A 26,237-nucleotide genomic window follows, 5' to 3' on the forward strand; every position below is an offset into this window, starting at 1 on the left:
ATATTTTTAGATTGAACCAACTATAATATAATCTTTATTAAAATTAAATTTTAACGGGAAGAACGTTTAAATTTATATTTAAATAAGCAATTAATAATATAGATATATAACTCAAATTGTATTAAAACTCTTTTTCTGATTACACTAATTATAAAATAAAAAAACAACTAAGATTATCTTAGTTGTTTTTTTATAATAATAAGAATTTATTTACTATTAACTATACATATCATCGATTAGAAATTTAAATTTTTCCAATACAATTTTACGTCTAACTTTTAAAGTAGGAGTGATCTCACCTGAATCCATGTTAAAATCCATAGGAAGCAATTGAAATTTTTTAATTTTTTCAAATCCTGCTAAATGTTGCTGAATATGATTAATTCTCGCAGTGAACAAATCTTTTATTTTTTGATGAGATATAAGCTCCTCAAAAGAATTAAAATGAATATTTAAATTTTCTGCAAAATGTTTCAACGCTTCAAAATTAGGTACTAATAAGGCAGTTACATACGGTTTATTATCACCCACAACCACAGCTTTCTCAATATAATTATCATTGGTTAAAAGATTTTCAATCGGCTGCGGACAAATATATTTACCGTTAGACGTTTTCATTAAATCTTTAATGCGATCAATAATAATTAAATTACCTTTTTCGTCAAATTTTCCTGCATCACCGGTTTTGAACCATCCATCGGCAGTAAATGCATCTTTAGTCTCTTTTTCCTTCTTATAATAACCTTTAAAAACCCCGTATCCTTTAATTAAAATTTCATTCTCATCTCCTATACGTATTTGTACTCCTGTCATGGGTTTACCAACCGAATTATACTCATAGTTTTTCAACGGAAAAGCTGCCACAGTCGCAGTGGTTTCAGTTAAGCCATATCCCACGCATAAATGAATTCCAATACAATCCAAAAATTCTGTTATTTCAGGACTAATCGAAGCTCCTCCCACAGGAATAAATCTAAGATTACCTCCCAATTGTTTCTTAACTTTTTTGAAAAACAGTGTATCAACGATTTTATACTTAAGGGCTAAAAACCAAGGGATTTTTTTGTCGTTTCTTTTTAGATTGGAGTATTTTTGACCAATTTTCAAAGAGGATGTAAATAATTTCTTTAAAAATTTGGGACTGCTTTGGATTTTTTCATTAACAGAAATATAAATCTTTTGGAAAAGGCGAGGAACCGAACACATGGTTGTTGGTTTCACTTCTAAAAGAAATTGTGATATTTCTTTCGGATTTTCACAAAAGCTAAGCTGCCCACCACTTGACAGTACAAAAGAGCTCCAACATTTCTCGAATACATGACTTAATGGTAAAAACACTAATGAATTTTCATTTTTAGGAGTAAAACCAAAGAAACTTTCATGAGCTTTACAAGCTTCGATAAAATTTCCGTGAGAAAGCATTACGCCTTTAGGTTCTCCGGTTGTTCCGGAAGTATATATTATAGAAGCGATATCGTCTTTATCTTTAGAAACCACTTCACAGTCTGTTGACTGATCTTTAATCAAATCATAAAAATGATAGGAATATTTACTTTGTAATTCAATAAAATTCTTAGCAACTAAAATATGTTCAAGAGAAGTTCCTTTAGAATAGATCTTTAAACAATTCGTATATTGTTTTTCATTTCCGGCAAGAATAATTTTTACATTAGCATCATCTATGATGTATTCAGCTTGTTCAGAAGTTAGAGTAGCAAAAATCGGTACAGTAACAGCACCAATAGTAAGAATCGCTAAATCTAAAATCATCCATTGCGGCATATTATCAGCATATATGGCAATCTTGTCATCAGGTTTAGCACCTAAAGACTTTAGAGCATTGGCTGTTTGTTTAACTAAATTTGTAAACTCTAACCAAGTATACGATTTCCATTCATGATTTTCTTTAAAATTTAAGGCTACTTTAGAAGATAATACTTTATTATCAAGTATGATTTGCGAAAAATTCATATATAATTTTTTTTATCGAAATTTAGAATAAGATAAGCCTAAATCTCGAAATGTAAAGTTAAGAATAATATAATTCTTATGAAATTAAGGTATGTTAATTATTTCAAAAATTAGTTAATTTTTGGCTAGATTTAGTAATATATGTACTTTTATATCCTAAAATTAGTAAAGAAATGGTATCAGGAATTGTAAATACCTTTATCCAGTGGTATGTAAAGAAAAGGGTTAAGCAAATGGAAGTGTTCATTAATAATCCTGAAGATACCCAAAATGCCGTATTAACAGCTCTTTTATATAAGGCAAAAGATACCGAATACGGGAAAAAATATAAGTTTAATCAAATAACTTCATATAAGGATTTCAAAAATCAAGTTCCATTAGTACATTATGAAGATTTCGAACCTTATATAACGAGAGCAAGAAAAGGCGAAAAAAATGTTATATGGCCCGGAATAATTCAATGGTTTGCCAAATCATCCGGTACAACCAATGCTAAAAGTAAATTTATTCCAATTACAGAAGATAGCTTACAAGAATGTCATTATAAGGCAGGAAAAGATTTATTTTCAATGTATGCTTTCCATAATCCAAATACAAAAATTTTTCAATGTAAAAATTTAAGGTTGGGAGGAACCCGAGAAAATTACGCCGGTTTTGATTCGAAATATGGAGATTTATCTGCCGTTTTAATAGATAATCTACCCTTTTGGGCAGAATGGAAAAGCACTCCAAATAAAGAAGTATCTCTTTTAAAAGATTGGGAAATCAAATTACCTGCAATTGTGGAACAAGTCATTACGCAAGATGTGGGAAGTTTTACCGGAGTTCCTTCCTGGATGATGGTATTATTACGAAAAGTATTAGAAGCCACTGATAAAAAATACATTGATGAAGTATGGCCGAATGTTGAATGTTTCTTTCATGGAGGAATAAGTTTTACTCCTTATGTTGAGCAGTATGCATCCATATTTTCCAAACCGATTAATTATTATGAAATTTATAATGCTTCCGAAGGGTATTTTGCCATGCAAGATACCAATGAAAGTAAAGATATGCTCTTAATGCTCGATTATGGTATATTTTATGAGTTTATACCTATGGATGAGTTTTATTCGGATAATCCGACAGTTTTATCCATTGAAGATGTAAAGTTAGATACCAATTATGCATTGGTTATAACAACTAATGGCGGATTGTGGAGATACATTATAGGAGATACGGTAAAGTTTGTTTCTAAAAATCCGTATCGAATAAGAGTTACTGGAAGAACCAAATTTTATATTAATGCATTTGGTGAAGAATTGATGGTTGAAAATGCTGAAAAAGCCTTAAAAGAGGCGGAAAAAGAAACCCAAGCGATAATATCCGAATATACGGCCGGGCCGATATTTATGAAAGGAAAAGAAAAAGGTTCGCATGAGTGGATTATAGAATTTGCACGACAACCGAATTCTTTGGAAAAATTTACGGAAATTTTAGATAATGAATTGCAGAAATTAAATTCCGATTACGAAGCCAAAAGATATAATAATATGACATTAACAATGCCCAAAGTACATTCAGCAAGACCTCATCTTTTCTATGACTGGATGAAGCAAAGAGGTAAATTGGGTGGTCAAAATAAAATACCCCGTTTAGCTAATGACAGGGAATATTTGGATTCATTGCTGAACTTAAACCATAAATAATCTAAAAACTTTAATAATGAAACAATTTTTTTTAATTTTAGGAACTACTCTAAGCTTACTTGCCTGTTCATCTAAAAATAACACCCATTCGGTCATTGTAGGAAATGATCCAGACGAACACGGGTGTAAAAGATCTACCGGTTCTCAATGGTCGCAAATTAAAAGAGATTGCGTTCAACCGTTTAATGTAGGAATTAAATTAAAACCAGTTTCCACAACCTCTACTCAAGCAGCTTATATACTTGTAGATAAAGATCGTATAGAAATATTTTCATCTGAAATACCCGGTTCAGTGATCGCACAAAAGATAAATGATACTGAATGGAAAAATGGAAATTGGGTAGTAAAAAAAATTAATGATATCTATGAATTAGAAAAAGACGGCAAAACGCTTTACAAAAATAACTAATAAGGATTTCTATTCAATATTATACTAGTTTACGAAAAATTATATGGTAAAACTACAGAAACTTTGGGTAACTCTATTTTTAAAAAGTAGGATATTTTTAAAAGTTTTAAGTTCAAATCTATAAAGCATATATATATTAGAAAATGTGAAAATTTATTGCCTTTGATCAATTAAATTTGAAAATAAATAATTACATTTAGAAACAGTATTAATAAATAAGAGGATGATCCAGTCACCTTTAGCAGAAAGAATGCGTCCGAAAACCCTTGAGGACTATCAATATCAAAATCATTTAATTGGAAAAGACGGTCCCATTAAACGAATGGTGGAAAGTGGAAATCTGGCTTCCATGATTTTTTGGGGTCCTCCGGGAACAGGAAAAACAACTCTCGCAGAAATAATAGCCCATGAATCTCAAAGAGACTATTATACACTTAGTGCGGTAAGCTCCGGAGTTAAAGAAGTAAGAGAAGTAATAGAAAAGGCTAAAAATCATAATTTATTTACCGGAAAAAGTCCTATTTTATTTATTGATGAAATCCACCGATTCAATAAATCGCAGCAAGATAGTTTATTACAAGCCGTTGAGAAAGGATGGGTCGTATTAATCGGAGCAACCACGGAAAATCCCAGTTTTGAAGTTGTATCAGCACTATTATCCAGGTGTCAGGTATATACCCTTTATCACTTAGATAAAAAAGCGTTGTCCAATTTATTGCACAGAGCTATAACAGAAGATGAAATTTTGTCCCAAAAGAAGATAATCATAGATGAAGAAGAGGCCTTATTACAATATTCAGGAGGCGATGCCAGAAAACTGTTAAACAGCTTGGATTTAGTTGTACAACAATTCAGTGATCAGGAGGAAATCCATATCAATAATGAAGAAATAAAAAAAGTCATTCAACAAAATATGGCTTTGTATGATAAAGGAGGAGAACAACATTACGATATCATTTCCGCCTTTATAAAGTCGATTCGAGGTTCAGATCCCAATGCAGCCGTATATTGGTTAGCTCGAATGCTGGATGGGGGAGAAGACATTAAATTTATAGCCCGAAGGATGGTTATTTCCGCTTCAGAAGATATAGGTATGGCCAATCCTACAGCTTTAATATTAGCAAATAATACCTTTCAAGCGGTAAATGTTATTGGAAATCCCGAAGCAAGAATTTTATTAAGTCAGTGTGCCATCTATTTAGCAACCTCTCCTAAATCAAATGCTTCCTATTTAGCAATAAATTCAGCTTTAGCATACGTTAAAGAAACAGGAAATTTGCCCGTTCCTCTATCAATAAGAAATGCACCCACTCAATTAATGAAAGAGCTGAATTACGGTTCAGGATATAAATATGCCCATGATTATCCGGGAAATTTTGTATATCAAGAATTTTTACCCGATCAAGCTTCTCATCAAAGTTTTTATCAACCCGGTAATAATCCGAGAGAAAACAAACTCAGAGATTATCTTAAAAATTTGTGGATGGATAAATACAATTTTTAATATGATCACAGAATTGACTAAAATTCAGTGATATAAAAGATGTAGTAAAAATAGAATAAATCTCCCTTTTAGTCCAATTTTAATTTTTCTAACATTTCCATTCAATAGCTGCAACTAAGATAAGAATCTTATTTCGTCTCTATTTTTGAATCATTAATTAATTTAGTTATACGTATTTTTGTATAGGAAATTTCAGTAACAGATATGTCATTAGAACTTCAGTTAAAAACATTACCTAACAAACCGGGAATTTATCAGTTTTTTGATGAAAACCAGAAAATTTTATATGTTGGAAAAGCTAAAAACTTAAAAAAAAGGGTTTCATCCTATTTCAACAAAGAACATGTAGGTAAAACTAAAGTTTTAGTTTCAAAAATTAAAAATTTAAAAATTACGATTGTTGATACTGAATACGATGCCTTATTGTTGGAAAATAATCTGATTAAAGAATTTCAGCCGCGATATAATATTCGTTTAAAAGATGATAAAACCTATCCTTGTATTTGCATTAAAAATGAACCCTTTCCAAGAGTTTTTTTAACCAGAAAATTAATAAAAGACGGTTCTGAATACTATGGTCCCTATAGTTCCGTAGTAGTTGCCAAAGCACTGTTAGAATTAATAAAAAGTATCTATCCCTTACGAAGTTGTAATTTAGATTTAACTCAAGAAAAAATTGAATCACATAAATTTTCCGTTTGTCTGGAATATCATATCCATAATTGTTTAGGTCCTTGTGAGGAATATCAAACGCTTGAAGATTATTTAGAAAATATCAAAGAAATACGGGATATTATCAAAGGTAATATATCCGAACCATTAGCATCCTTACGAAAAAAAATGATGCAGTATTCTGATAAATTGGAATACGAAAAAGCACAGCAAATAAAAGAAAAATTAGATATTTTAGAAAAATATCAAGCGAAATCAACTGTTATTTCACCCACTATATCCAATGTGGATGTATTCGGAATAACTTCCGATGAATCGGCTGCTTATGTTAATTATTTTAAAATTGTAAAAGGTAGAATCATTCAATCCTATACAACTGAAATAAAAAAACAGTTGGATGAATCCGATGAAGAAATACTACAAAAAAGTATAATTGAAATACGAGAAAAATTCAATTCAGTATCTAAAATCATTTATATTCCTTTTCCTGTAGATATAAAAATACCGGATGTAAAATTATATATTCCTAAAATAGGGGATAAAAAGAAAATTTTAGATTTATCTGAAAGAAATGCCAAAGAGTATAGGTTAGAAATGCTAAAACAGGTTAAAATTGTTGATCCCGAACGACATTCCAACCGAATTATGGCTGAAATGAAAACGCTTTTACATTTACCGGAAGAACCACGATTAATTGAAGGTTTTGATAATTCCAATATACAAGGAACCAATCCGGTTTCTGCCTGTGTTGTCTTCCGCAACGGCAGACCGAGTAAAAAAGAGTATCGTATTTTTAATGTTAAAACAGTAGAAGGACCTAATGACTTTGCTACTATGGAGGAGGTAATATATCGCAGATACAAAAGGCAATTAGAAGAAAATAACGAATTACCTCAACTTATACTAATTGACGGAGGAAAAGGTCAGTTAAGCTCTGCCTATAAATCATTGGAATTACTGGGATTGGCGGGAAAAATACCTATTATCGGGATCGCCAAAAGGTTGGAAGAACTCTATTTTCCCCATGATTCCATCCCTTTATACTTGGATAAAACTTCAGAAACCTTAAAAGTGTTGCAAAAAGTTCGGGATGAGGCGCACAGGTATGGAATAACCAGGCACAGAAATAAAAGAAGTAAAAAAACATTCACGACTGAACTGGAAACAATACCCGGAATTGGAAAAAAAACCATTGAGATACTCTTAAATCACTTTAAATCCGTATCAGCCATAAGACAGGCTAGCGAAGATGAAATTCAAAAGCTTATTGGTGATAAAAGAACTTCAATAATCGTAAATTATTTTAAAACGGATAAATAAGATTTTCAAAACTTCTAAAACTCGATAAAAAAGTTAATCGGATAAAATCGTTACTATAATTAAAAGATAATAGTATTTTTGCTTGTTATTTTTAATTATAAAAATTTATGAATTATACATTTTATTCAAAAATTGGATTGCTTTTTATTTTTATATTGAGTTTTCAACTATGTATCTGTCAAAAAAGATCAACCAATCATTTAGCCGCCTTACATGCCGTTAAAAAAATTCTAACTGCAAGTACCAATGAAAGTTTTTCCGTACTAAAAGATACAGGTTCATTTCTGATCAATACAAAAATGGAAGAAGCCTTACCAGATGAACTTAAGGATATTAATACGAAACTCGAAACCTTAGGCTTATCCAGTATCGTTGAAAGTGAAAAGCAAAACATCGGAAAAGCAGCTCAATCTTCGGTTAATTTATTTAAGCCTATCATTAATTCTGCAATTAAAGACATCACGCCTTTAGAAGCTGCTAAAATTATTGCAGGAGGAAAGGGAGCAGCCACTCAATTTTTGAAAAAGAAAACGGAAGCGAAACTTTTTGAAGCAATACAACCCGAGGTTGAAAATGAATTAAACAGCAGTGGAGTAACCGCATTGGTTAATTCTGCATTAAACAACAAAACAATTCAAAATGCCTTAGCCATGATTACGGGAAACCCTGCTTCAACAACTGAAAACGGAGCTAATTCGATTGCAAAGTACGCAACTAGTCAAATTGTTAATGGATTTTTTCAAGTAGCAGAAGAATATGAAGTAAAAAATTCCAATCTTTCTACAGATCTTATTAAATCGTTAGTTAAATAAGCTAATAAGAAAGCTATTTTTGAATTAAACAGTATCTATCACTTAATTTTAGTCATTCGGAAAAAAGTAAAGAAATGGTTAAAATAAAGGATTAGATAACTAAAATAAGTTTTATTAAAATAAAATTAAAAAAAGCCATTCTGATTAGAATGGCTTTTAATGTATCAAAGATAATTTATTACTTTATCATTTCGTAACTTCTCTTAATAAAATCAGTAAGATCTTTACCTTTTAATATATTTTGAGAAAGTTTAGCTAAGTCTAAAGCTTGTTTAATAATGGAAGCTTTTTCGTCTTTGTTTTCCTTCTTTAAGATTTCGGAAGCAATAGGATTATTGGTATTAACGACAAGATTATAAGATTCAGGGAAATTACCCATCATGCCGTACATTCCACCGCCCACTTGTTGCATATCTTTCATTCTTCTCATAAATTCCGGCTGAGTCAAAATAAAAGGAGCGTCATCCTTACTTAAATTTTCTAACGAAATAGTATACGTTTTAGAATCTACATTTTCCTCAATTTCTTTTTTAAGAGTCTCTTTTTCTTCATCGGTTAAAACAGATACGGTGTTTTCGTCCTTCTTGATAAGATTGTTAATATGATCTGCATCTACTCGTACAAAAGAAATATTTTCTTTAGAAGTTTCCAATTTTTGAATTAAATGAGGAACTATTGGAGAATCCAATAATAAAACTTCATAGCCTTTTTGTTTAGCCGTTTGAATGTATTGATCTTGCTCATCTAAATTGGTAGCATATAAGATCACTAATTTACCATCTTTGTCGGTTTGGTGATCTTTAATCTTATCTTTTAACTCGTCGAACGTATAATATACATAATCTACCGTAGGATAAAGCGCGAATTTATCTGATTTTTCATAGAATTTTTCTTCGGAAATCATTCCGTATTCTATTACTATTTTAATATCATTCCATTTCTTTTCAAAATCCTCGCGGTTTTCATTAATTAAAGAAACCATCTTATCAGCCACTTTTTTGGTGATGTAAGAAGAAATTTTCTTAACGGCGCCGTCAGCTTGTAAATAAGAACGAGAAACGTTTAACGGAATATCGGGAGAATCAATAACCCCTCTCAATAACATTAAGAAATCGGGAACAATGCCTTTAACCTCATCGGTAACAAAAACTTGATTTTGGTATAATTGGATTTTATCTTTATCTAAATTCAGGTTATTGGCTAATTTAGGAAAGAATAAAATTCCGGTTAAATGAAACGGATAATCTACATTCAAATGAATGTAAAATAAAGGTTCATCAAATTGCATCGGATACAGCTCATGGTAAAATGCTTTGTAATCCTCATCTTTCAATTCAGAAGGAGACTTTGTCCATGCCGGATTAGGATTATTGATGATATCATCAACAATTACTTTTTCAGGTTTGGCATCTTTATCAGCACCCTCAGGTAGCGGTAACATTTCTTCCTTAGTTCCGAATTTAATCGGAATAGGCATGAATCGATTGTATTTTAATAGCAGCTCGCGAATTTTGTAGTCTTCTAAAAATTCAGAAGAATCTTCGGCAATGTGTAAAATAATTTCAGTACCGCGATCTTTTTTATCTGCAGGACCTAAATCGAATTGAGGACTTCCGTCGCAAACCCATTGCACGGCCGGAGCATCTGTATAAGATTTAGTTATGATTTCCACTTTATCGGCAACCATAAAAGCAGAATAGAAGCCTAAACCGAAATGACCTATAATGCCTTCTTTTTCAGCATCTTTGTGTTTAGAAATAAAGTCTTCAGCTCCTGAAAACGCTACTTCATTAATATATTTCTGTACTTCTTCTTCTGTCATACCGATCCCTTGATCGATAATATGAAGGGTTTTATCTTCTTTGTTTATTTTAATTTCAATAATTGGACTGCCGTATTCAACATTAGCTTCTCCAATATTCGATAAATGTTTAAGTTTTAAAGTAGCATCGGTAGCATTAGATACCAGCTCACGTAAAAATATTTCGTGATCGTTATATAAAAACTTTTTAATCAGTGGAAAAATATTTTCAACCGATACATTAATATTTCCTTTTGCCATATATTTTTTTTATTTTTTTTCGATTTATTAATGAAAATTAATTTTTAAAAGTCAAAAAAAGTACCAATGAAAATCTTATGACAAAATGACGGGAAACAAAGGTAAAAGGCGGATTAGCAATAGATAATTTTTATTTCCATTATTTAAAAATGTATTCACAAATGAATTTACTATATACTATCCAATTTTTTATTTTCTAAAATAAGATAAATTTATTTTAATTTTTTATCTTTAATAGTTTAAATTAAAATTTTTATAAACTTAATTTTAAATGTAAATAAAATGATAAGAAAAGCAGTTAAAGGAGATTGTAAAAGATTAATGGAATTAGTACAAGAATTAGCCGATTTTGAAAAAGCACCGGAGGAAGTTACCGTAAATCTATCCCATTTTGAAGAAAGCGGATTTGGAGATCATCCCGTTTGGTGGGCGTTGGTAGCTGAAGATGAGAAATCTAAAACCCTTATAGGTTTTGCATTATACTATGTGAGATATTCGACATGGAAGGGGCAACGCCTGTATCTTGAAGATCTTTATGTATGCCCTGATTGGAGAGGAAAGGGAATAGGAAGTCAACTTTTTGAGGCTGTGATCAAAGAAACTAAAGATAAACAATTAAACGGGATGGTATGGCAGGTATTGGAATGGAACGAAACGGCGATAGAATTTTATAAAAAGTATAATGCAAAATTTGATGCAGAATGGATCAATTGCAGTATTGATTTATAGTTTCAAGCGTTAAAAAAATGTATCAATTGGTTTATTTTATACAGCAAAGTATATAATTTACATTTTTTAGTGTTGAATCTTTAGTTTTAGTTGTGATTTGGTAAAAAATCATTGTTAATTTAGGAATAGATTTATCGAAAATGTAAGATTTTAACAGATATATATAATTAAAAAAACAGTTATTTTTCGAATTTCATTATATTTGTAAAATTTATTAAATTCCGTATAAAATAAGATAAATTTTATCTGAAATTATATATTATTTGAAAATAGAGCAAAAATAATTACAATTTTTTATACTAATACTAAATTACTAACTGTAAAGAATTAATTTTGAAGAATTTAAAGTCTGATAGAACAAAGAAAGAATTAAAAAGAGGATTATCTAATCGACATATACAACTTATCGCTTTAGGCGGCTCCATAGGTACCGGTTTATTTTTAGGAATCGGACCGGCTGCTGTCATGGCAGGACCATCCGTTATTTTAGGTTATACCATTGCCGGATTTATAGCATTTATGATTATGAGGCAATTGGGAGAAATGGTGGTTGAAGAACCGGTATCGGGAAGTTTTAGCCATTTTGCCAACAAATATTGGGGGCCTTTTGCAGGTTTTGCTTCCGGTTGGAACTATTGGTTGTTATACACGTTAGTAAGCATGACGGAATTAACCGCCATAGGAACGTATGTACATTTTTGGTGGCCTGAAATTCCACTATGGGTATCTAGTTTATTCTTTTTTGTGGTTATTAATTTAATTAACCTGGCTAATGTAAAGATTTACGGAGAAGCAGAATTTTGGTTTTCAATCATAAAAGTTATTGCAATCATTGCTATGATTGTTTTTGGAAGCTATCTTTTGATAAGTGGTTCGGGAGGCCCTAAAGCATCCATAACTAATTTATGGAATGACGGTGGATTTTTTCCTAAAGGCTTATTTAATTCAGATGGAGCAGGAGGTTATCAAGGATTACTTGCCGCAATGGCTTTCATTATGTTTTCTTTCGGAGGGTTGGAGCTGATCGGGATCACTGCTTCGGAAGCAGAAAATCCTGAAGTAACTATCCCTAAAGCAACGAATCAGGTAATATACAGAATCCTTATTTTTTATACCGGAGCTTTACTGATCTTATTTTCACTTTCTCCTTGGAGAGAAATAACAACTGGTAGTAGTCCGTTTGTAACTGTTTTTGATACCCTTAACGGTTTTAGTTTTACATTATTAGGTCATACTTTCTATTTTACAAGCATTATTGCAAATGTTCTGAATGTAGTGGTTTTAACTGCAGCCCTATCTGTTTATAATAGCAGCGTGTACAGTAACAGTAGAATGTTATATGGTTTGTCCGTACAAGGAAATGCTCCTAAATTTTTATCGAAACTGAATGCCAATCATGTACCGGTAATGGCTATATTGGTTTCCGCCTTATTTGCTGCTGTTTGTGTTATTGTAAACAAAGTAATGCCGAAAGAAGCTCTCAATTATTTAATGTCGTTAGTAGTTTCTTCTTTAATCATCAATTGGATAATCATCAGTTTAACCCATTTTTATTTTAAAAGAAGTAAAAATAAAGAAGGAGTGTTTAAAACTAAATTTCCTTCTTTATGGTTTCCGCTGGGAAATATTATTTGTTTGATTTTCTTAGTTGGAATTTTACCCATTATGTGGTTTACCGGTATGGAATTATCTATTGAGCTGATTCCTGTATGGTTGTTTGTACTGTATTTCTGCTATAGATTTCCTAAATATAAATGGATCTTATTAATTATATTTTTAGCCTATTTTCTCTGGAGAATTTACAGCTTAATTTAGTGGGTTATTATATTTTCAACCATACAATGATTAAGAAAATAGATTTGGGTTCTAATTAATTTTTTTAAATTAATTAGAACTTGTAAGCTTTTCTAAAGCATATTGTATCATTTTATCTACAGAGGAATAAGGATCTTTACTAAAAGTACCTGCATAACGGTTAGCTACAATAGTGTTTAATGATAAAGCACGATGACCCATCAATTGAGATAAACCGTAAATGGCTGAAGTTTCCATTTCAAAATTGGTGATTCTGTGATTTTTATATTTGAATCGATTAAGTTTTTCGTTCATCTTTTCATCATCTAAGTCCAAACGTAAAATTCTTCCCTGAGGACCGTAAAAACCAATAGCGGTTGCAGTAATACCGGCTATGACGGCTGAATTTTCACACATAAGGTCCAGTAATTCTTGAGAGCCGTCTACAACATAAGGAACTGCTCTTTTTTTATTCCAGTGGGTTTGCGATGTAAACGCTTCTGCAATTTCATTGGTGTAAAAATTTTCAGTATTTGCGTAAAAGCTCATTAAACCGTCAAATCCTAATCCTTTAGATGAGGCAACCATCGTATCTACCGGAATATCGGACTGTAAAGAACCGGAGGTTCCTAATCGAACAAAAGTAAGTCGGGTAGGGGTAGATTTAATTTTCTTATTAACTAAGTCAATATTGGCAAGAGCATCCAACTCATTCAAAACGATATCAATATTATCGGTACCCATACCTGTGGATATTACAGTAAGCCTTTTTCCGTTAAGTGTTCCCGTGTGAGTAACAATTTCTCGTTTTTGAGACGTAACTTCAACGGAATCGAAATATTGAGACACTTTAGGTACACGTTCCGGATCTCCAACCAGTATAATGGTATCTGCCAGCTCTTCGGGTTTGATATTGCAATGATAAATACTCCCGTCGGGATTTAATACTAATTCTGAATTTGATAATTTAGAAGCCATTGTTTGTAAAGCTAATTTTTTTAAATTTGATATCTTTAATTTATCCGCCCACTCGTTTTACGGAAAATCCTTTTTCTTTTAAAATATCCATTATTTTATCTCGATAATTTCCCTGAATAACAATAATTCCGTCTTTGGCAGATCCGCCCACACCTAATTGGGATTTTAGTTCTTTAGCAAGTTGTTTTAAATCTTCATCTGCTCCATTATAATTCTCCAAGATAGTAACGGGCTTTCCATTTCTCCCTTTTTTTTCATATTTACAAATAATAGGTTCATCCTGCATAAATAATTCTATTTCAGGGGTGGAAGATGATTCTTCAGGTTCTTCAAACTGATGATTCTGAAATAGTTTCTTAAGCTGATCTTGCAAATCCATGGTGTTGCTTTATATATACAATTACGAAATTAGTAATTTTTTATTGTAAGGAATAGATTTTACTTACACATAGTTTGAAATTATTATAAGGAATTGTTTCAATTGATAAAAAATCTATACGATCGTGTATGAAAAGTAATTTTAGTTTAATTTTGAATTTAATAGAATTCAGGTAAAATGCTAGAGATACGAAAAATAAGTGAAAGAGATATAGAATCACTGGTTCATATAAGTTATAAAACGTTTGTTGAAACTTTTGGAAGTTCAAATACCCAGGAAAATATGGATCGTTATTTGGAGGAACATGTAAATTCAGATCAATTGAAATCCGAGTTAGCTGATTCCAATTCTGAATTTTATTTTGCCGAAATCGATCAAAATCCTGTAGGTTATTTTAAAATTAATTTTGGAGAAGCTCAAACGGAAATTAAAGAAAATGAGGGAATGGAAATTGAACGGATATATGTTCTTAGGGATTTTCAAAAACAATTTATTGGACAACAATTATTTAATCAAGCCATTGCCATAGCTAAAGAAAGAAAATGCACCTATGTTTGGTTAGGAGTTTGGGAGAAAAACACTAAGGCTATAAAATTTTATCAGAAAAATGGACTCAAGGTTTTTGATACGCATTTTTTTGTATTAGGAGAAGATAAGCAAACGGATCTTATGATGAAATTGGAATTTTAATATACGTATTTGATCAAGTATCATTTATTTAAAAAATAGCTTGAATTAAATACGTTGAAGCATATAAACAAAAAAAATACTATTTAAACATTAAATAGTATTTTTTTTAAACTTTTTATTCTACTATATTGATTTTATAATCTTGTCCATTTCCAATCTGGATTTTGGAGTTTTAGAAGGTTGATTATTGTCATCCGGATTTCTATATCCAATGGCTACAGCAAAAAGGGTTGTATAATCGTTGAGTTTCAATATTTCATTATATTTTTTAGGTTCAATTCCTTCCATGGGAGTACTGTCAATACCTAAGGCGGCACAGGCACTTAAAAAGAATCCTAAGGATAGATATATTTGTTTTTGAAACCAAGATTTTATTTCAAATTCTGATTGCGGTTTCAGTACTTGATTGTAATAAGCCATGCTGCCTTCAGGCAAATAATTAGGCATTTCCTCTTCAAATTTTTTGACATTATCCAGAGCAGTAAACACTATGATATGGCTGCAATCTTTTATTTTTTGTGAATTAAATTCAGAAGCTCCCGCTAATTGATCTTTAAGTGACGGATCTGATATAAAATAAAATTTCCAAGGTTGGCTGTCGATGGAAGAGGGACTAAGCCTCAAGATTTCTTTTAATTTTTGAATATTTTCTTCAGAAACTTTTTTAGTGGGATCGTATAATTTAGTAGTATACCTGGTTTTTGCTAATTCCAAAAAATCCATATTTTCTATTTTTAAAATTTAAATAATTATTTATTCTGTTACTAAGTTATGAAGATATGACGAATTAATAAAATATTAGGGTTAGTACAGAGGTATTTTTTACTATTTGTTAAAAATCTTACAATAACAAAAAATTTTATTTAGCATTATTTTAAATGCTCTTTAAAAAATCGTTCCAATGTATCAAAAGGAATGATTGTTACGTTATCATATATATCCACATGAACAGCATTTGGAATTAGTAGTAATTCTTTAGGTTCTGAAGCCGATTGATAGGCATCTTCACTGAAATATCGTGAATGTGCATTTTCTCCGGCAATTAATAATATTGGTCGGGGAGATATTTCTTTAATATAGGTTAAGATAGGCATATTCATAAAGGAGAGGGGATTGGTAGCATTCCAAGCTCCCGTTGAATTCAAAGAACGTTCATGAAAGCCTCTGGGTGTTCGATAGTAATCGTAATAATCTTTTACAAATTGCGGTTCATCCCCATTTAATTTTACAGGATTTAATAATGGGCCTGCATGAAATATGCCATCTTCTGCATCCTTCCATCGTTGCTCACTCAATTGCTTTAAAATGTTGGTTCGTTCTTCTAAAGTCATTTTATCAAAATATCCTTTGGACATCACCCGGGACATATCATACATACTTGTTGTGGCAACTGCTTTTACCCGTTTGTCCACCGCCACAGCGTTTAGGGCAAATCCTGCCCATCCGCAAATACCAATAATTCCAATTTTATTTTTATCTACAATTTTTTGAATTCCCAGAAAATCAACGGCTGCACTAAAATCTTCAGTATTAATATCGGGAGATGCTACATTGCGAGGTTCCCCGCCGCTTTCTCCTGTATAAGAAGGATCAAAAGCCAAAGCAATAAAACCTCGTTCTGCCATTTGATTGGCATACAATCCCGAAGCTTGTTCTTTAACGGCTCCAAAAGGTCCACACACAGCAAGTGCGGGTAGGGGGGTGTTAATGTGTTTTTTAGAGATATATAAATCTCCGATAAGAGTAATTCCGTAGCGATTTTTAAATTTAACTTTCTGTCTTGTGACCCTATCGCTTAACGAAAATGTGTAATGTTCGGTTTGTTTTGTCTGATTCATTTCTACTTGATGTTTATTTTGCTGACCTGCTGCCCAAATATCTAGGTTCATTGCCAGTAATAGGATTATTTTTTTCATTCGTTGAGGATTGATGGTGTTAATAAAATCATTATTTCAACCTTATTAATGATATAATTGTATGGTTTGAATGATATTTATTATTTTCAAGTAAAAATATAATGGGATTTCTTTTTTTATTTTGTTGTACGGTTCATTTTAATATTCTGTAAGGCTCAACTTTAGAAACGAAATATATTTATCAAGTTTATGTAATTGAAATTTTTAATTTTTGATAACGGGTATATTTTTAATGCAATGAGTATAAAATTGTAATCATTTAATTCTAAAATAGCCGTCAATTTAATATTGATAGATTTAATTATATATTATTTTTTATATCAATATAATTTTTTTGAAAATATGATTAAATAATTTCTGTGGAATTTAAATATTAGATAAAATATTTAGATTTTTGTTATATTTGCAAGATAATATAAAATTTAATACTATGAATAAAAATTTTACAATTTTTTTATTTTCATTTGCATTAATTTCTTGCTCGAATCCTTTGGAAAGAGAATATAATGCAATAAATTTAGATAGAGATATAATTGCTATCGAAAAGATTGAGAATATGAACCAAGAGGATAAAAATATTCTTAAGGAATGGTTAAGGAATTCAAATTTAAAACATGATTTAACAGGTAAAACATATCATCAAATTTTAGAAGATGCTAAAAAATTTGCTGAAATGGATGAACAGTTTTTACAAGATAAAATTAATAACGATGATGAAAATGAAGAAGATAAAGTAAATAAAGCTTTAAATATATCTATTAATGATTATAATCATAAACCTGCTAATATTAATGATTATCAATTTAATTCTTATCATATATTTAAATATACTATACATAACAATTCGGATAAAGAAATTAAAGCTATCAAATTCGGTTTTCATATTTACAATGCTTTAGGAGATGAAATTGGAGATGGCTATATGAAAAGTTTTACTGATAAAAGAATTAAGCCTTATGGGACATATAAAGGAACGATGAGTTTTAATGCAGAAAATGATATTAATGACCTGAAATTGGTTAATTCAAATTTTGACGATTTAATATTCAATTTTACAGTTAACAAAATTGTTTATACAGATGGAAGCGAATTGATGTAAATGATAGGATTAAATTATAATATTAATTAAAATACAAAAAAAATGATTATAGTTTTATAAATTTTATTTAAATAATTTCAGTTAAAAATTTAAAAATTAATTTTAAGTCTGATATAAAAAATATCAGACTTTTATTTACAAAAAATTAATCTTAAACAAATTCATACAATGCTTTTTTCCCAGCAATATATATTATAAAAGCTGAAAGTTTTTTAAATGGTATGAATGAATCTTTAATTTTGAAATATTTAAATTTCCTATAATGTTTACATTATGTTACAATAGACGCCCTTTAAAATTTTGCCTTTTGTGCGGTGGCAATGCGTGAGGGATAGTAGCGGAAAGTGTGCGCCACAATGTGCCTTAACCAGCAAAATAGAATATAACTCAAACAAATATTTGGATGGTGGGTGGGCTTGAGTTCTTTGATTAGCGTCGAAGCCGCATAATACTGTTTTAATGAGCAGTAGATTTTCGTCATCTTCTGTTGATCAACGTTCATAAGCGTTTTTATGAGCCTGTTGCTTCTCTGCTTTGGTATAAGTTTTTTTACTCCCTCTTTTTCCTTTTAAGTTATAACAGGGCTGAAATTTGTCATAAAGTTTTTCTTCCAATTCCTTTCTTCCTAAATCAACTAAGATGTATGATAGCTTCAAATGTTTTGTGATAAATTCATTTAAAAGAACTTCAATATCATCAGGAAAACTTTTGCGGGAGCTTGCTTTTTCAAAGTTGGGATGTTCTGCAAAATGTGAGCTTCCTAAATTTCTTCTGACAGTATGATTTTTTGTATTCAGAATATCATTCATCCTGCCTCTCAAACTACCAGTTTCGCCAACATAACAAAACATATCATCTTCCCTGAAAATATATACTGCAGCTTCATCAGGAAACTGACCAGCCCATGATCTGCTTAATTTAATAGGAATTTGCTCTGAATTGTTCAACAATTCATCCTCAAGCATGCTTAAATATTGATTGATGTCTTCTTTTGTCATGATAATATTCATAAAATAGTGGTGTTTACAGGCTATCTTCCTGTTTTTAAAAGCCAACTATTTGCAAACATAAATAAATATAATTATATAATGAAATTGTCTTTGAGGATATTTAAACGATGTTATCCCACTTCAAAAGTAACGGTTACAAATAAGCGTTGGCAAAGTGCGGTTGCATATATTGTCCTATAATTTATATTATGTTAAATAGAATATTTAATACTGTTATTTAAGTTTATCGATTCTATCTCCAATTTTCTTTTTTTAGTTCATACAAATAATTAATATAGGAACTGTTTCCATCGATAACTGTGATTTCCTTAGACGTTTTGATTGCATTTATTTTAGCTATAGCTTTTTGTGATCTAAAGTTTGTAGAACCTATATGAAAATAAATTTTGTCAACATATTGGAAAATATAATCAATCATCAATTTTTTAATTGAAGAATTTATACCTGTTCCCCAGTATTTCACTGCTATAAAAGTATATCCGATAAGGATGTTGTTCCCAGATTTTTTTATCTTTTGCTACCTGATACAAACCTTCAAAATCGTTGATTTCTAAGGGTAATATTTGTACATAATCATTTTCTAAATTGGGTTGAATTGAAAAATTCATTGTATTAATTCTTAAGGTTTAGTTTTTTATAAATTTTTTTAGGAATGGCTTTTTTGTTTACTAAAATTGCGGTGGATTTGAATTGTACGTAATTTTTTGTGACGTATAAATATCCTTGATAATCATTACTAATTCCCCAAGAATTTTTAACTAAATAATATTCCTTTCCGTTTTGGTCTTTAGCCAAGCCCACTATATGCATGGCATGATCATCTGTTGTAGTTTTATTGTTAAAGGCTTCCTGACGCAATTCTTCAGTGATAACCTTTTCCGGCTTGGGATAATTGAATAAATTTGCTTTTTCTTCGGAAGAAATGGAATAAATATTCGTATCGGGAACATAAGCGATACCATTTTTCCAACTGAAATACGGCTCGCTAACATCGCTGGCCCATCCAATCGTATATCCCGTTGATAAAGCATGATCTATAATTTCAGTCAATTCCTTCATGGGAACATTGTACATTTTGTCTCCACTCCAATTATCAGGTAATGGCGGATAAAATAGTGTATAATATTCGTAATCTTTAAAAGATGAAATTTCTATATAATCCTTTGGATCTAAATCAACAATTTCTTCTGCAAATGTTTTAGGTGTATATTCTTTACCCTTATAAATAAATGTTTCAGGAACTTTTCCAATGTATTTATCTAAAATAGATGAAAAATTTTGCGTCCATTGGGTATTAATAGGTGCTTTTTGAGATTTTACCGTATCTAAATACTCTTTAAGTTCTTGCTGCATTTTACTGAAATTATTCTTTATTGCACCATTAATTAGTCCGGTATACGCTTCTTGAGGAACCATTCCATATTTTTTGTACATATTAATAACATCATGTAAAGAACCCCCATCACCATAATTAACGTAACCGTCCATTAAAATATAATTTTTGGCTTTATCCTCATAGGTTTTTCTCGCAGTGTATATTTCTGCTATATCTAATACCCGATGATGTTTTTTATATATTTCAGATTCTAAAAAAGAATTTCCTGCATAACTCCAGCAAGTCCCTGAGGATCCTTGATTTTTTACGGAAGTATTATCCAGCTGTTTTATGATGGTAAACTGAAAATCGGTATGGGTTGTCTTATTATCTTTAATTTTATTGATTAAATCATCTTGAGCATAACTTATTGAAGGTAAGATCCATAATGCCATTACAAAAAAGATGGTTTTCTTCATAATTTGATAATTATTTTTTATCGTTTGCTTTCTTTTTCTTTTTGTTAAAGTAATCGTATGCAAAATATCCTCCTAACAATAAGATAAATACAGGTATATAATTAGTTTTATCTTTAAGCGGAACATTTGTGTTAACGGTACGAAACATTCTATCCCATCTTATTTTGAATTTGGCAGGATGTCCGAAAGGATCGTTTTCAAATAGACCTTGAATGCTTAACCAGGTAAAAATAGGAGTTCCTATAATGTGATCTTCCGGTACGTATCCGAAATATCGGCTATCCAAAGAATTATCTCGGTTGTCCCCCATCATCCAATAATAATTTTGTTGGATGGTATAGGTGTTGGTTTCCTTACCATTAATGTAAAATTTGCCCTCCTTTTCCTTTAAATCATTATATTCATAATTTTTAATGATTCTTCTATATTGATTTATATTTTGACGGGTCAACGTAATAACATCCCCTTTTTTAGGTATCATGATAGGTCCATATTGAGAGCCGTTCCAACCACTATGAAGGGGAAAAATGGAATTAGTTGTATCAATTTTTGTTTTTGCTATATCTCTATAATGGATGCCCTCCTCTCCTTTATTTGCATATAAAATCTGAATAGAATCTACAGTATCAAAATTTTTTATTTTGTTTGCATTTTCTTGGGTAAGCCCTTTGAAATAATAAATAGTATTACCCTGTTCGTTCATTCCTTCTTGATACGTGGCATAACCCAATAGATCTTCAATTTTTCTTTGACTGATTCCGGCTTGGGTTGTATATACTAAATAGTCTCTTTGTTGTTCTTCATCTTTTTTTATTTCTTCGGGTTTTCCATTGATAAATAAATTTCCATCAATCAATTGAATTTTATCTCCCGGTAAACCCACACAGCGCTTAACATAAGGATCTTTCCTATCTATGGCAGTATGCAAAGAATCTGTAGGATAATTAAAAACAACAATATCATATCTGTTAACCTTAGTCCAACCGGGAAGTCTCATATACGGCAAACGAATTTTATCCACATAAGAATTTATTTGATTTTGAGGCTGTTGATTGTTTCCCAACGGAATTTTATTTTGTAAAAAAGGCAACGCTACCGGAGTCATCGGAATTCTTATTCCGTAATTCAACTTACTGACAAAAAGGAAATCTCCTACCAGCAAGGTTCTTTCCATTGAAGCTGTTGGAATGGTAAACGGTTGAATGACAAAAGCATGGATGACTGTGGCAAATATAACGGCAAACAATACGGCAGATATAAATGTTTCTTTTCGTTCTTGTTTACCACTGTATTGTGTTTCAGGTGAATAGTTTATATATGCTAAAAAAATAAATGAGAAGAATAAAACTAAAACGGCATCTAAGTATGAACGACGATTGTAATGTCTTATAAAATCTACTAATATAATGGCTCCCATAATTGGACCGACAATCGGGATAAATACTATAATAAACCACCACCAAGGTCGATGAATAATTTTTAAAGTAACTAAAATATTATAAAAAGGAACTAAGGATTCCCATGCTTTTCTACCTGCTTTTTGAAATAATTTCCAAGCAGTCAGGAAATAAAATATATTTGAAAGTAAAGCGAATAGTAAATAATAAGTTAAATAATGCATGAGATAATCTTTAAATCTTTTTAATATTTAGTTATTTAGTAGACTAAAATAAAATAGTTTTTATCTAAAAGCCTAATACATCTTTCATGGTGAATACCCCTTTTTTTCCGATAAGCCATTGGGCTGCAATTAATGCTCCCATAGCAAATCCTTTTCTAGAATGGGCTACATGTTTCAGTTCGATATCGTCTATAGGCGAATTATAAATCACAGTATGTGTTCCGGGAACATCATGAACTCTCTTAGCTTCAATTCCCAATAAATTATTATTGGTTTTATAGGATAAATTCCATCCGTCAAAACCATAAATCGGTATGATTTCATCGGCAAGCGTTATGGCAGTACCACTGGGTGCGTCTTTTTTTTCTGTATGATGAATTTCTTCAATGTGAACTGTATATTCCCGGAACTTCTGCATAATTTCAGCCGCTCTTTTATTTATTTCGAAAAATAAATTAACGCCTAAACTGTAATTGGAAGAATAAATAAATCCCCCGTTATGCTTTGCGCAATATTCTTTTACTTGAGGAAGCTTATCTAACCAGGCAGTTGTTCCACAAACAACAGGTATACCCAATTCTAAACAAGCAATTACATTTTCATAAGCAGTAGAAGGAGTTGAAAATTCAATAGCTACATCCGCACCATTTAAATTTTTTTGAGTTGGTTTTTCTTCTAATCGGGCTACAATTTCGTGATTATGATTTTTAGCTATTTCTTCAATGGCCTTACCCATTTTACCATAACCTACTAAAGCTATTTTCATAAGAATATATATTATTTTTTATAAACATTAATCATTTTAAAAAGACAAGCAAAATGAAAGTCCTACTTTTTGATTAGTATACCAGGTATCGGCGTCTTCCATAATAACGGGTCGTACGGCAAGATCTTTATCTTTGTCGAATATTGAAAGATGAGCATCAACAGTGGCATCAACAATATTTAAAAGATAAGCCAGAGAAGTCAGCACAATCGCATAATCCCTGTTTCTCCTTTCCGAATCTTGAGCGTTAGCTAAAACTTTAGGACTAATCCCAGCTACATCTGAAAATCGATGCTTTTGTCCGCTAAGTTCCGCTAAATAGGCTTTGTGATATTTATTATATCGATTGTCGTAATATTTTATAAAACCAATCCCCGCACCAATAACCCCTAGCACAATAGGAGCTTTAATATATTTTTTATTGTACAATTGTCCTAAACCGGGAAGTATGGCAGAGTATAAAGAAGCTTTCAGAGGGCTTCTTAACATCGTTTGAGTTAGAGAATCTGTATGATTAATATTGCGTATTATAACGCCATCATCACTAATGGTGGCATGGTTTGTTTCTTGATTTTGCGCTAAAATAAAACAAGTAAGAAATAATGAAAGTATAACCAATATTTTCTTTCGTATCATTCTAATAATTTCTGAATTCTTTCAAATTCTTCCGTGGAATCAAAATTAATGATAATTTTTCCTTTTCCTTTTTCTGTAGCCTTTATTTCAATAGTTGTTTCGAAATAATCCTCAAAATTTTTCAAACCCTTTTTTAAATGATTGGGTAATTCTTTTTCTTTGGAAACTTTTTTGCTTTTAGGATTTTTAAAGGTTCGAATGAAACTTTCGGTTTGTCTTACGGATAATTGTTCTCGTACAATTTTTTCATATACAAATAATTGTTTCTCTTGCTCTTCCAAGGATATGAGCGCTCTTCCATGTCCCATGGAAATTATCCCGTCTCGGATTCCAGTTTGGATAATCGGAGAAAGTTTTAAAAGTCTTAAATAATTGGTTATGGTGCTTCTGTCCTTCCCTACTCTGTTACTCAAGTTTTCTTGAGTTATATTGATTTCTTCAATTAATTTTTCAAAGCTTAAGGCAATTTCGATAGGATCCAGATCTTTTCGTTGAATATTTTCAACTAAAGCCATTTCTAAAAGTTCCTGATCATTAGCTAATCGAACAAAAGCAGGTAATTTTTTTAAACCGGCCTGTTTGGAAGCGCGATATCTCCTTTCTCCCGAAATTAAATCGAATTTGTCTCCATTTTTACGAACGGTTATTGGTTGTATTAATCCTAACTGTTTAATAGAAATAGATAATTCATCTAATGCTTTTTGATCAAAATTAGTTCTAGGTTGATTGGGATTGGTTATGATATCATCAAGTGAAATCTCCAAAATGTTACCTACTAATTCTTCTGCTCCTTTTTCTTCGGCAGAATTAACTTTTTTAGAATTCTCACTTAAGATTGCGGATAGACCTCTACCCATAGCTCTTTTTTTGTCTATAGCCATAATTTATTTAACTTCAGCCTTGTTTTTATTTAATACTTCTTCAGCAAGTAAGATATAGTTTATAGCACCTTTGCTTTCTGCATCATATTTTAATATGGATTCGCCAAAACTCGGAGCCTCACTTAATCGCACATTTCTTTGTATGAGACTGTCAAACACCATATCCGGAAAATGAGTTTTGACTTCTTCTACCACTTGGTTCGATAAACGTAAACGGGCATCATACATAGTTAATAATAACCCTTCAATAGTTAGATCCGGATTGTGCAGTTTTTGCACGCTGTTTATCGTATTAAGTAGTTTTCCTAAACCTTCTAAGGCGAAATATTCACATTGGATGGGAATTATCACAGAATCGGCAGCAGTTAAAGCATTTAAAGTAATTAATCCTAATGACGGGGCACAATCAATGATTATGAAGTCATATTCATCTTTTATATCTTTTAAAGCTTCTTTTAACATGTATTCTCTATTAACCTTGTCAACCAATTCAATTTCGGCAGCAACAAGATCTATATGAGCCGGTATTAATTCCACATTTGGGGAAGTAGAAGGTTGTATGGCATCTTTGGCAGAAGCACTGTGTTCCAACACTTCATAGGTACCATATTCTACTTCTTCGATATTAATACCTAATCCGGAACTGGCATTTGCCTGAGGGTCTGCATCGATGAGTAAAACTTTTTTTTCAAGCACCCCTATGGCCGCAGCCAAATTTACGGCTGTGGTGGTCTTTCCAACTCCTCCTTTTTGATTAGCTATAGCAATAATTTTTCCCATCAGTATAATAAAATTTCAAGCTGTAAAAATACAATTTTTAAACGGTATATTCAGAAAAAATTATCAACATTAGAGGGATTTATAGCAGGTTATTGACTATTTTTTTTGTATTATTATGCTGTTTTTTCTCTCTAATTTAATTATTTTACTTTGAACTTTATTTTAATTTTATTTGGTTTTAAACATTCATCGCAAAAGTATTACAAGTAAAAAAGGTTGCTCTTTATTATATATTAAAAAAATAGTTTAGAATATATAACTTTAAATTAAACCTTTTAAAATATGCTTTGTCAATAAAGTTGTAAATCTAAAGTTATATGAAAAAAATAATTTTTGTAGGAGCATTAGTATTTTCCTCTACTTTTGCTTTTACACAATCTAAATGTGAGGATCCTAAGGATCATGTTAAAAAAGAAGAAAAAGTGAAAGAGATGAGGGATAGGATGGCTAAAGAACTTAATTTAACGGAAGATCAAATTAAAAAGATTAATTTAATTGAGGATAAATATAAAAGCCGTGAAGATGAGTTGAGGAAAAAGTCAGAAGAATTGCGTCAACAAATTCATCAATTAAAGGAAGATAAAAAATCTGAAATAAATAAAGTTTTTACTGAAGAACAAAGACAAAAGCTTAAGAAAATTAAAGAGGATATGCATAATAAAAAGCATTTACATAAACAGGGTAATAAATTTCATTCCTTGAGAAAATAGTATATAATACAATTCT

The 26,237-nt window shown here is 30.9% G+C and carries 25 protein-coding genes; 10 read left to right on the top strand and 15 right to left on the bottom strand.

The window, feature by feature from the left end; translation table 11 throughout:
• Window positions 1-216 precede the first annotated feature (216 nt).
• Window positions 217-1,971, bottom strand: coding sequence for a long-chain fatty acid--CoA ligase (locus GFV00_RS01015; RefSeq protein ID WP_160556669.1), 1,755 nt, complete (start codon window positions 1,969-1,971; stop codon window positions 217-219).
• Between the two features lie 173 nt (window positions 1,972-2,144).
• On the opposite strand from GFV00_RS01015, the gene GFV00_RS01020 reads away from it, so the two are divergent.
• The 5 genes from GFV00_RS01020 (at window position 2,145) to GFV00_RS01040 (ending at window position 8,376) form a co-directional block, all read left to right on the top strand.
• Window positions 2,145-3,659: a GH3 auxin-responsive promoter family protein gene (locus GFV00_RS01020; protein WP_160556668.1), complete on the top strand. Its 1,515-nt coding sequence runs from the start codon at window positions 2,145-2,147 to the stop codon at window positions 3,657-3,659.
• Between the two features lie 16 nt (window positions 3,660-3,675).
• A complete protein-coding gene (locus GFV00_RS01025) occupies window positions 3,676-4,068 on the top strand; it encodes a hypothetical protein (protein ID WP_160556667.1) in 393 nt (130 codons plus the stop codon).
• A 226-nt stretch (window positions 4,069-4,294) separates the two neighbouring features.
• Window positions 4,295-5,572, top strand: coding sequence for a replication-associated recombination protein A (locus tag GFV00_RS01030; RefSeq protein ID WP_160556847.1), 1,278 nt, complete (start codon window positions 4,295-4,297; stop codon window positions 5,570-5,572).
• Between the two features lie 204 nt (window positions 5,573-5,776).
• Window positions 5,777-7,564 (top strand): excinuclease ABC subunit UvrC, encoded by a 1,788-nt coding sequence (gene uvrC, locus GFV00_RS01035; protein WP_160556666.1) that lies wholly within the window; start codon window positions 5,777-5,779, stop codon window positions 7,562-7,564.
• A gap of 107 nt (window positions 7,565-7,671) precedes the next feature.
• Window positions 7,672-8,376 (top strand): DUF4197 family protein, encoded by a 705-nt coding sequence (locus GFV00_RS01040; RefSeq protein WP_160556665.1) that lies wholly within the window; start codon window positions 7,672-7,674, stop codon window positions 8,374-8,376.
• A 178-nt stretch (window positions 8,377-8,554) separates the two neighbouring features.
• On the opposite strand, the gene htpG is transcribed toward GFV00_RS01040, so the two are convergent.
• Window positions 8,555-10,438 carry a molecular chaperone HtpG gene (gene htpG, locus GFV00_RS01045; protein WP_160556664.1) on the bottom strand — a complete coding sequence of 628 codons (1,884 nt, stop codon included), beginning with the start codon at window positions 10,436-10,438 and terminating at the stop codon, window positions 8,555-8,557.
• A gap of 282 nt (window positions 10,439-10,720) precedes the next feature.
• Here htpG and GFV00_RS01050 point away from each other — a divergent pair, with 282 nt between their 5' ends.
• Both GFV00_RS01050 and GFV00_RS01055 read left to right on the top strand, forming a co-directional pair.
• Window positions 10,721-11,167 carry a GNAT family N-acetyltransferase gene (locus tag GFV00_RS01050; protein WP_160556663.1) on the top strand — a complete coding sequence of 149 codons (447 nt, stop codon included), beginning with the start codon at window positions 10,721-10,723 and terminating at the stop codon, window positions 11,165-11,167.
• A gap of 333 nt (window positions 11,168-11,500) precedes the next feature.
• The gene (locus GFV00_RS01055) at window positions 11,501-12,982 is read left to right on the top strand and encodes an amino acid permease (RefSeq protein ID WP_160556662.1); all 1,482 of its coding nucleotides are present in this window, start codon (window positions 11,501-11,503) and stop codon (window positions 12,980-12,982) included.
• 69 nt (window positions 12,983-13,051) lie between these two features.
• Here GFV00_RS01055 and GFV00_RS01060 read toward each other — a convergent pair whose 3' ends face one another.
• A complete protein-coding gene (locus GFV00_RS01060; RefSeq protein WP_160556661.1) occupies window positions 13,052-13,939 on the bottom strand; it encodes a nucleoside phosphorylase in 888 nt (295 codons plus the stop codon).
• Window positions 13,940-13,979: 40 nt separating this feature from the next.
• Window positions 13,980-14,318: a translation initiation factor gene (locus tag GFV00_RS01065; RefSeq protein ID WP_160556660.1), complete on the bottom strand. Its 339-nt coding sequence runs from the start codon at window positions 14,316-14,318 to the stop codon at window positions 13,980-13,982.
• Window positions 14,319-14,495: 177 nt separating this feature from the next.
• On the opposite strand from GFV00_RS01065, the gene GFV00_RS01070 reads away from it, so the two are divergent.
• On the top strand, window positions 14,496-15,008 hold the full coding sequence (locus GFV00_RS01070; protein ID WP_160556659.1) for a GNAT family N-acetyltransferase: 513 nt from the start codon (window positions 14,496-14,498) through the stop codon (window positions 15,006-15,008).
• A gap of 123 nt (window positions 15,009-15,131) precedes the next feature.
• Here the strand turns inward: GFV00_RS01070 and GFV00_RS01075 are convergent, their stop codons facing one another.
• Together GFV00_RS01075 and GFV00_RS01080 are read right to left on the bottom strand one after the other, a co-directional pair.
• The gene (locus tag GFV00_RS01075) at window positions 15,132-15,731 is read right to left on the bottom strand and encodes a nitroreductase family protein (RefSeq protein WP_160556658.1); all 600 of its coding nucleotides are present in this window, start codon (window positions 15,729-15,731) and stop codon (window positions 15,132-15,134) included.
• Between the two features lie 146 nt (window positions 15,732-15,877).
• Window positions 15,878-16,924, bottom strand: a complete 1,047-nt coding sequence (locus tag GFV00_RS01080; protein WP_160556657.1) for an alpha/beta hydrolase — start codon at window positions 16,922-16,924, stop codon at window positions 15,878-15,880.
• A 430-nt stretch (window positions 16,925-17,354) separates the two neighbouring features.
• Between GFV00_RS01080 and GFV00_RS01085 the strand changes: the two genes are divergently transcribed.
• Window positions 17,355-18,023, top strand: a complete 669-nt coding sequence (locus tag GFV00_RS01085) for a hypothetical protein (protein WP_160556656.1) — start codon at window positions 17,355-17,357, stop codon at window positions 18,021-18,023.
• A gap of 491 nt (window positions 18,024-18,514) precedes the next feature.
• Here the strand turns inward: GFV00_RS01085 and GFV00_RS01090 are convergent, their stop codons facing one another.
• From GFV00_RS01090 to GFV00_RS01125, 9 genes are all read right to left on the bottom strand, one after another.
• Window positions 18,515-19,021: a GIY-YIG nuclease family protein gene (locus tag GFV00_RS01090; protein ID WP_160556655.1), complete on the bottom strand. Its 507-nt coding sequence runs from the start codon at window positions 19,019-19,021 to the stop codon at window positions 18,515-18,517.
• Window positions 19,022-19,265: 244 nt separating this feature from the next.
• Entirely contained in the window at window positions 19,266-19,451 is a 186-nt protein-coding gene (locus GFV00_RS09845) for a hypothetical protein (RefSeq protein ID WP_306433999.1), read from the bottom strand.
• 7 nt (window positions 19,452-19,458) lie between these two features.
• Window positions 19,459-19,641 (bottom strand): hypothetical protein, encoded by a 183-nt coding sequence (locus tag GFV00_RS09850; RefSeq protein WP_306433998.1) that lies wholly within the window; start codon window positions 19,639-19,641, stop codon window positions 19,459-19,461.
• Window positions 19,642-19,645: 4 nt separating this feature from the next.
• Window positions 19,646-20,827 (bottom strand): aminopeptidase C, encoded by a 1,182-nt coding sequence (locus GFV00_RS01100; protein ID WP_160556654.1) that lies wholly within the window; start codon window positions 20,825-20,827, stop codon window positions 19,646-19,648.
• A gap of 10 nt (window positions 20,828-20,837) precedes the next feature.
• Window positions 20,838-22,448, bottom strand: coding sequence for a signal peptidase I (gene lepB / locus GFV00_RS01105; RefSeq protein WP_160556653.1), 1,611 nt, complete (start codon window positions 22,446-22,448; stop codon window positions 20,838-20,840).
• A 64-nt stretch (window positions 22,449-22,512) separates the two neighbouring features.
• A complete protein-coding gene (dapB, locus tag GFV00_RS01110) occupies window positions 22,513-23,214 on the bottom strand; it encodes a 4-hydroxy-tetrahydrodipicolinate reductase (RefSeq protein WP_160556652.1) in 702 nt (233 codons plus the stop codon).
• 36 nt (window positions 23,215-23,250) lie between these two features.
• Window positions 23,251-23,850 carry a DUF5683 domain-containing protein gene (locus GFV00_RS01115; protein ID WP_160556651.1) on the bottom strand — a complete coding sequence of 200 codons (600 nt, stop codon included), beginning with the start codon at window positions 23,848-23,850 and terminating at the stop codon, window positions 23,251-23,253.
• On the bottom strand, window positions 23,847-24,731 hold the full coding sequence (locus GFV00_RS01120; protein ID WP_105297598.1) for a ParB/RepB/Spo0J family partition protein: 885 nt from the start codon (window positions 24,729-24,731) through the stop codon (window positions 23,847-23,849). The genes GFV00_RS01115 and GFV00_RS01120 overlap by 4 nt, the downstream gene beginning before the upstream one ends.
• A 3-nt stretch (window positions 24,732-24,734) precedes the next feature.
• A complete protein-coding gene (locus tag GFV00_RS01125; protein WP_160542095.1) occupies window positions 24,735-25,511 on the bottom strand; it encodes a ParA family protein in 777 nt (258 codons plus the stop codon).
• Window positions 25,512-25,828: 317 nt separating this feature from the next.
• On the opposite strand from GFV00_RS01125, the gene GFV00_RS01130 reads away from it, so the two are divergent.
• Window positions 25,829-26,221 (top strand): Spy/CpxP family protein refolding chaperone, encoded by a 393-nt coding sequence (locus GFV00_RS01130; RefSeq protein ID WP_160556650.1) that lies wholly within the window; start codon window positions 25,829-25,831, stop codon window positions 26,219-26,221.
• The last annotated feature ends 16 nt before the right edge of the window (window positions 26,222-26,237 follow it).

It is taken from the genome of Apibacter sp. B3935 (assembly GCF_009827705.1).
GTDB lineage: Bacteria > Bacteroidota > Bacteroidia > Flavobacteriales > Weeksellaceae > Apibacter.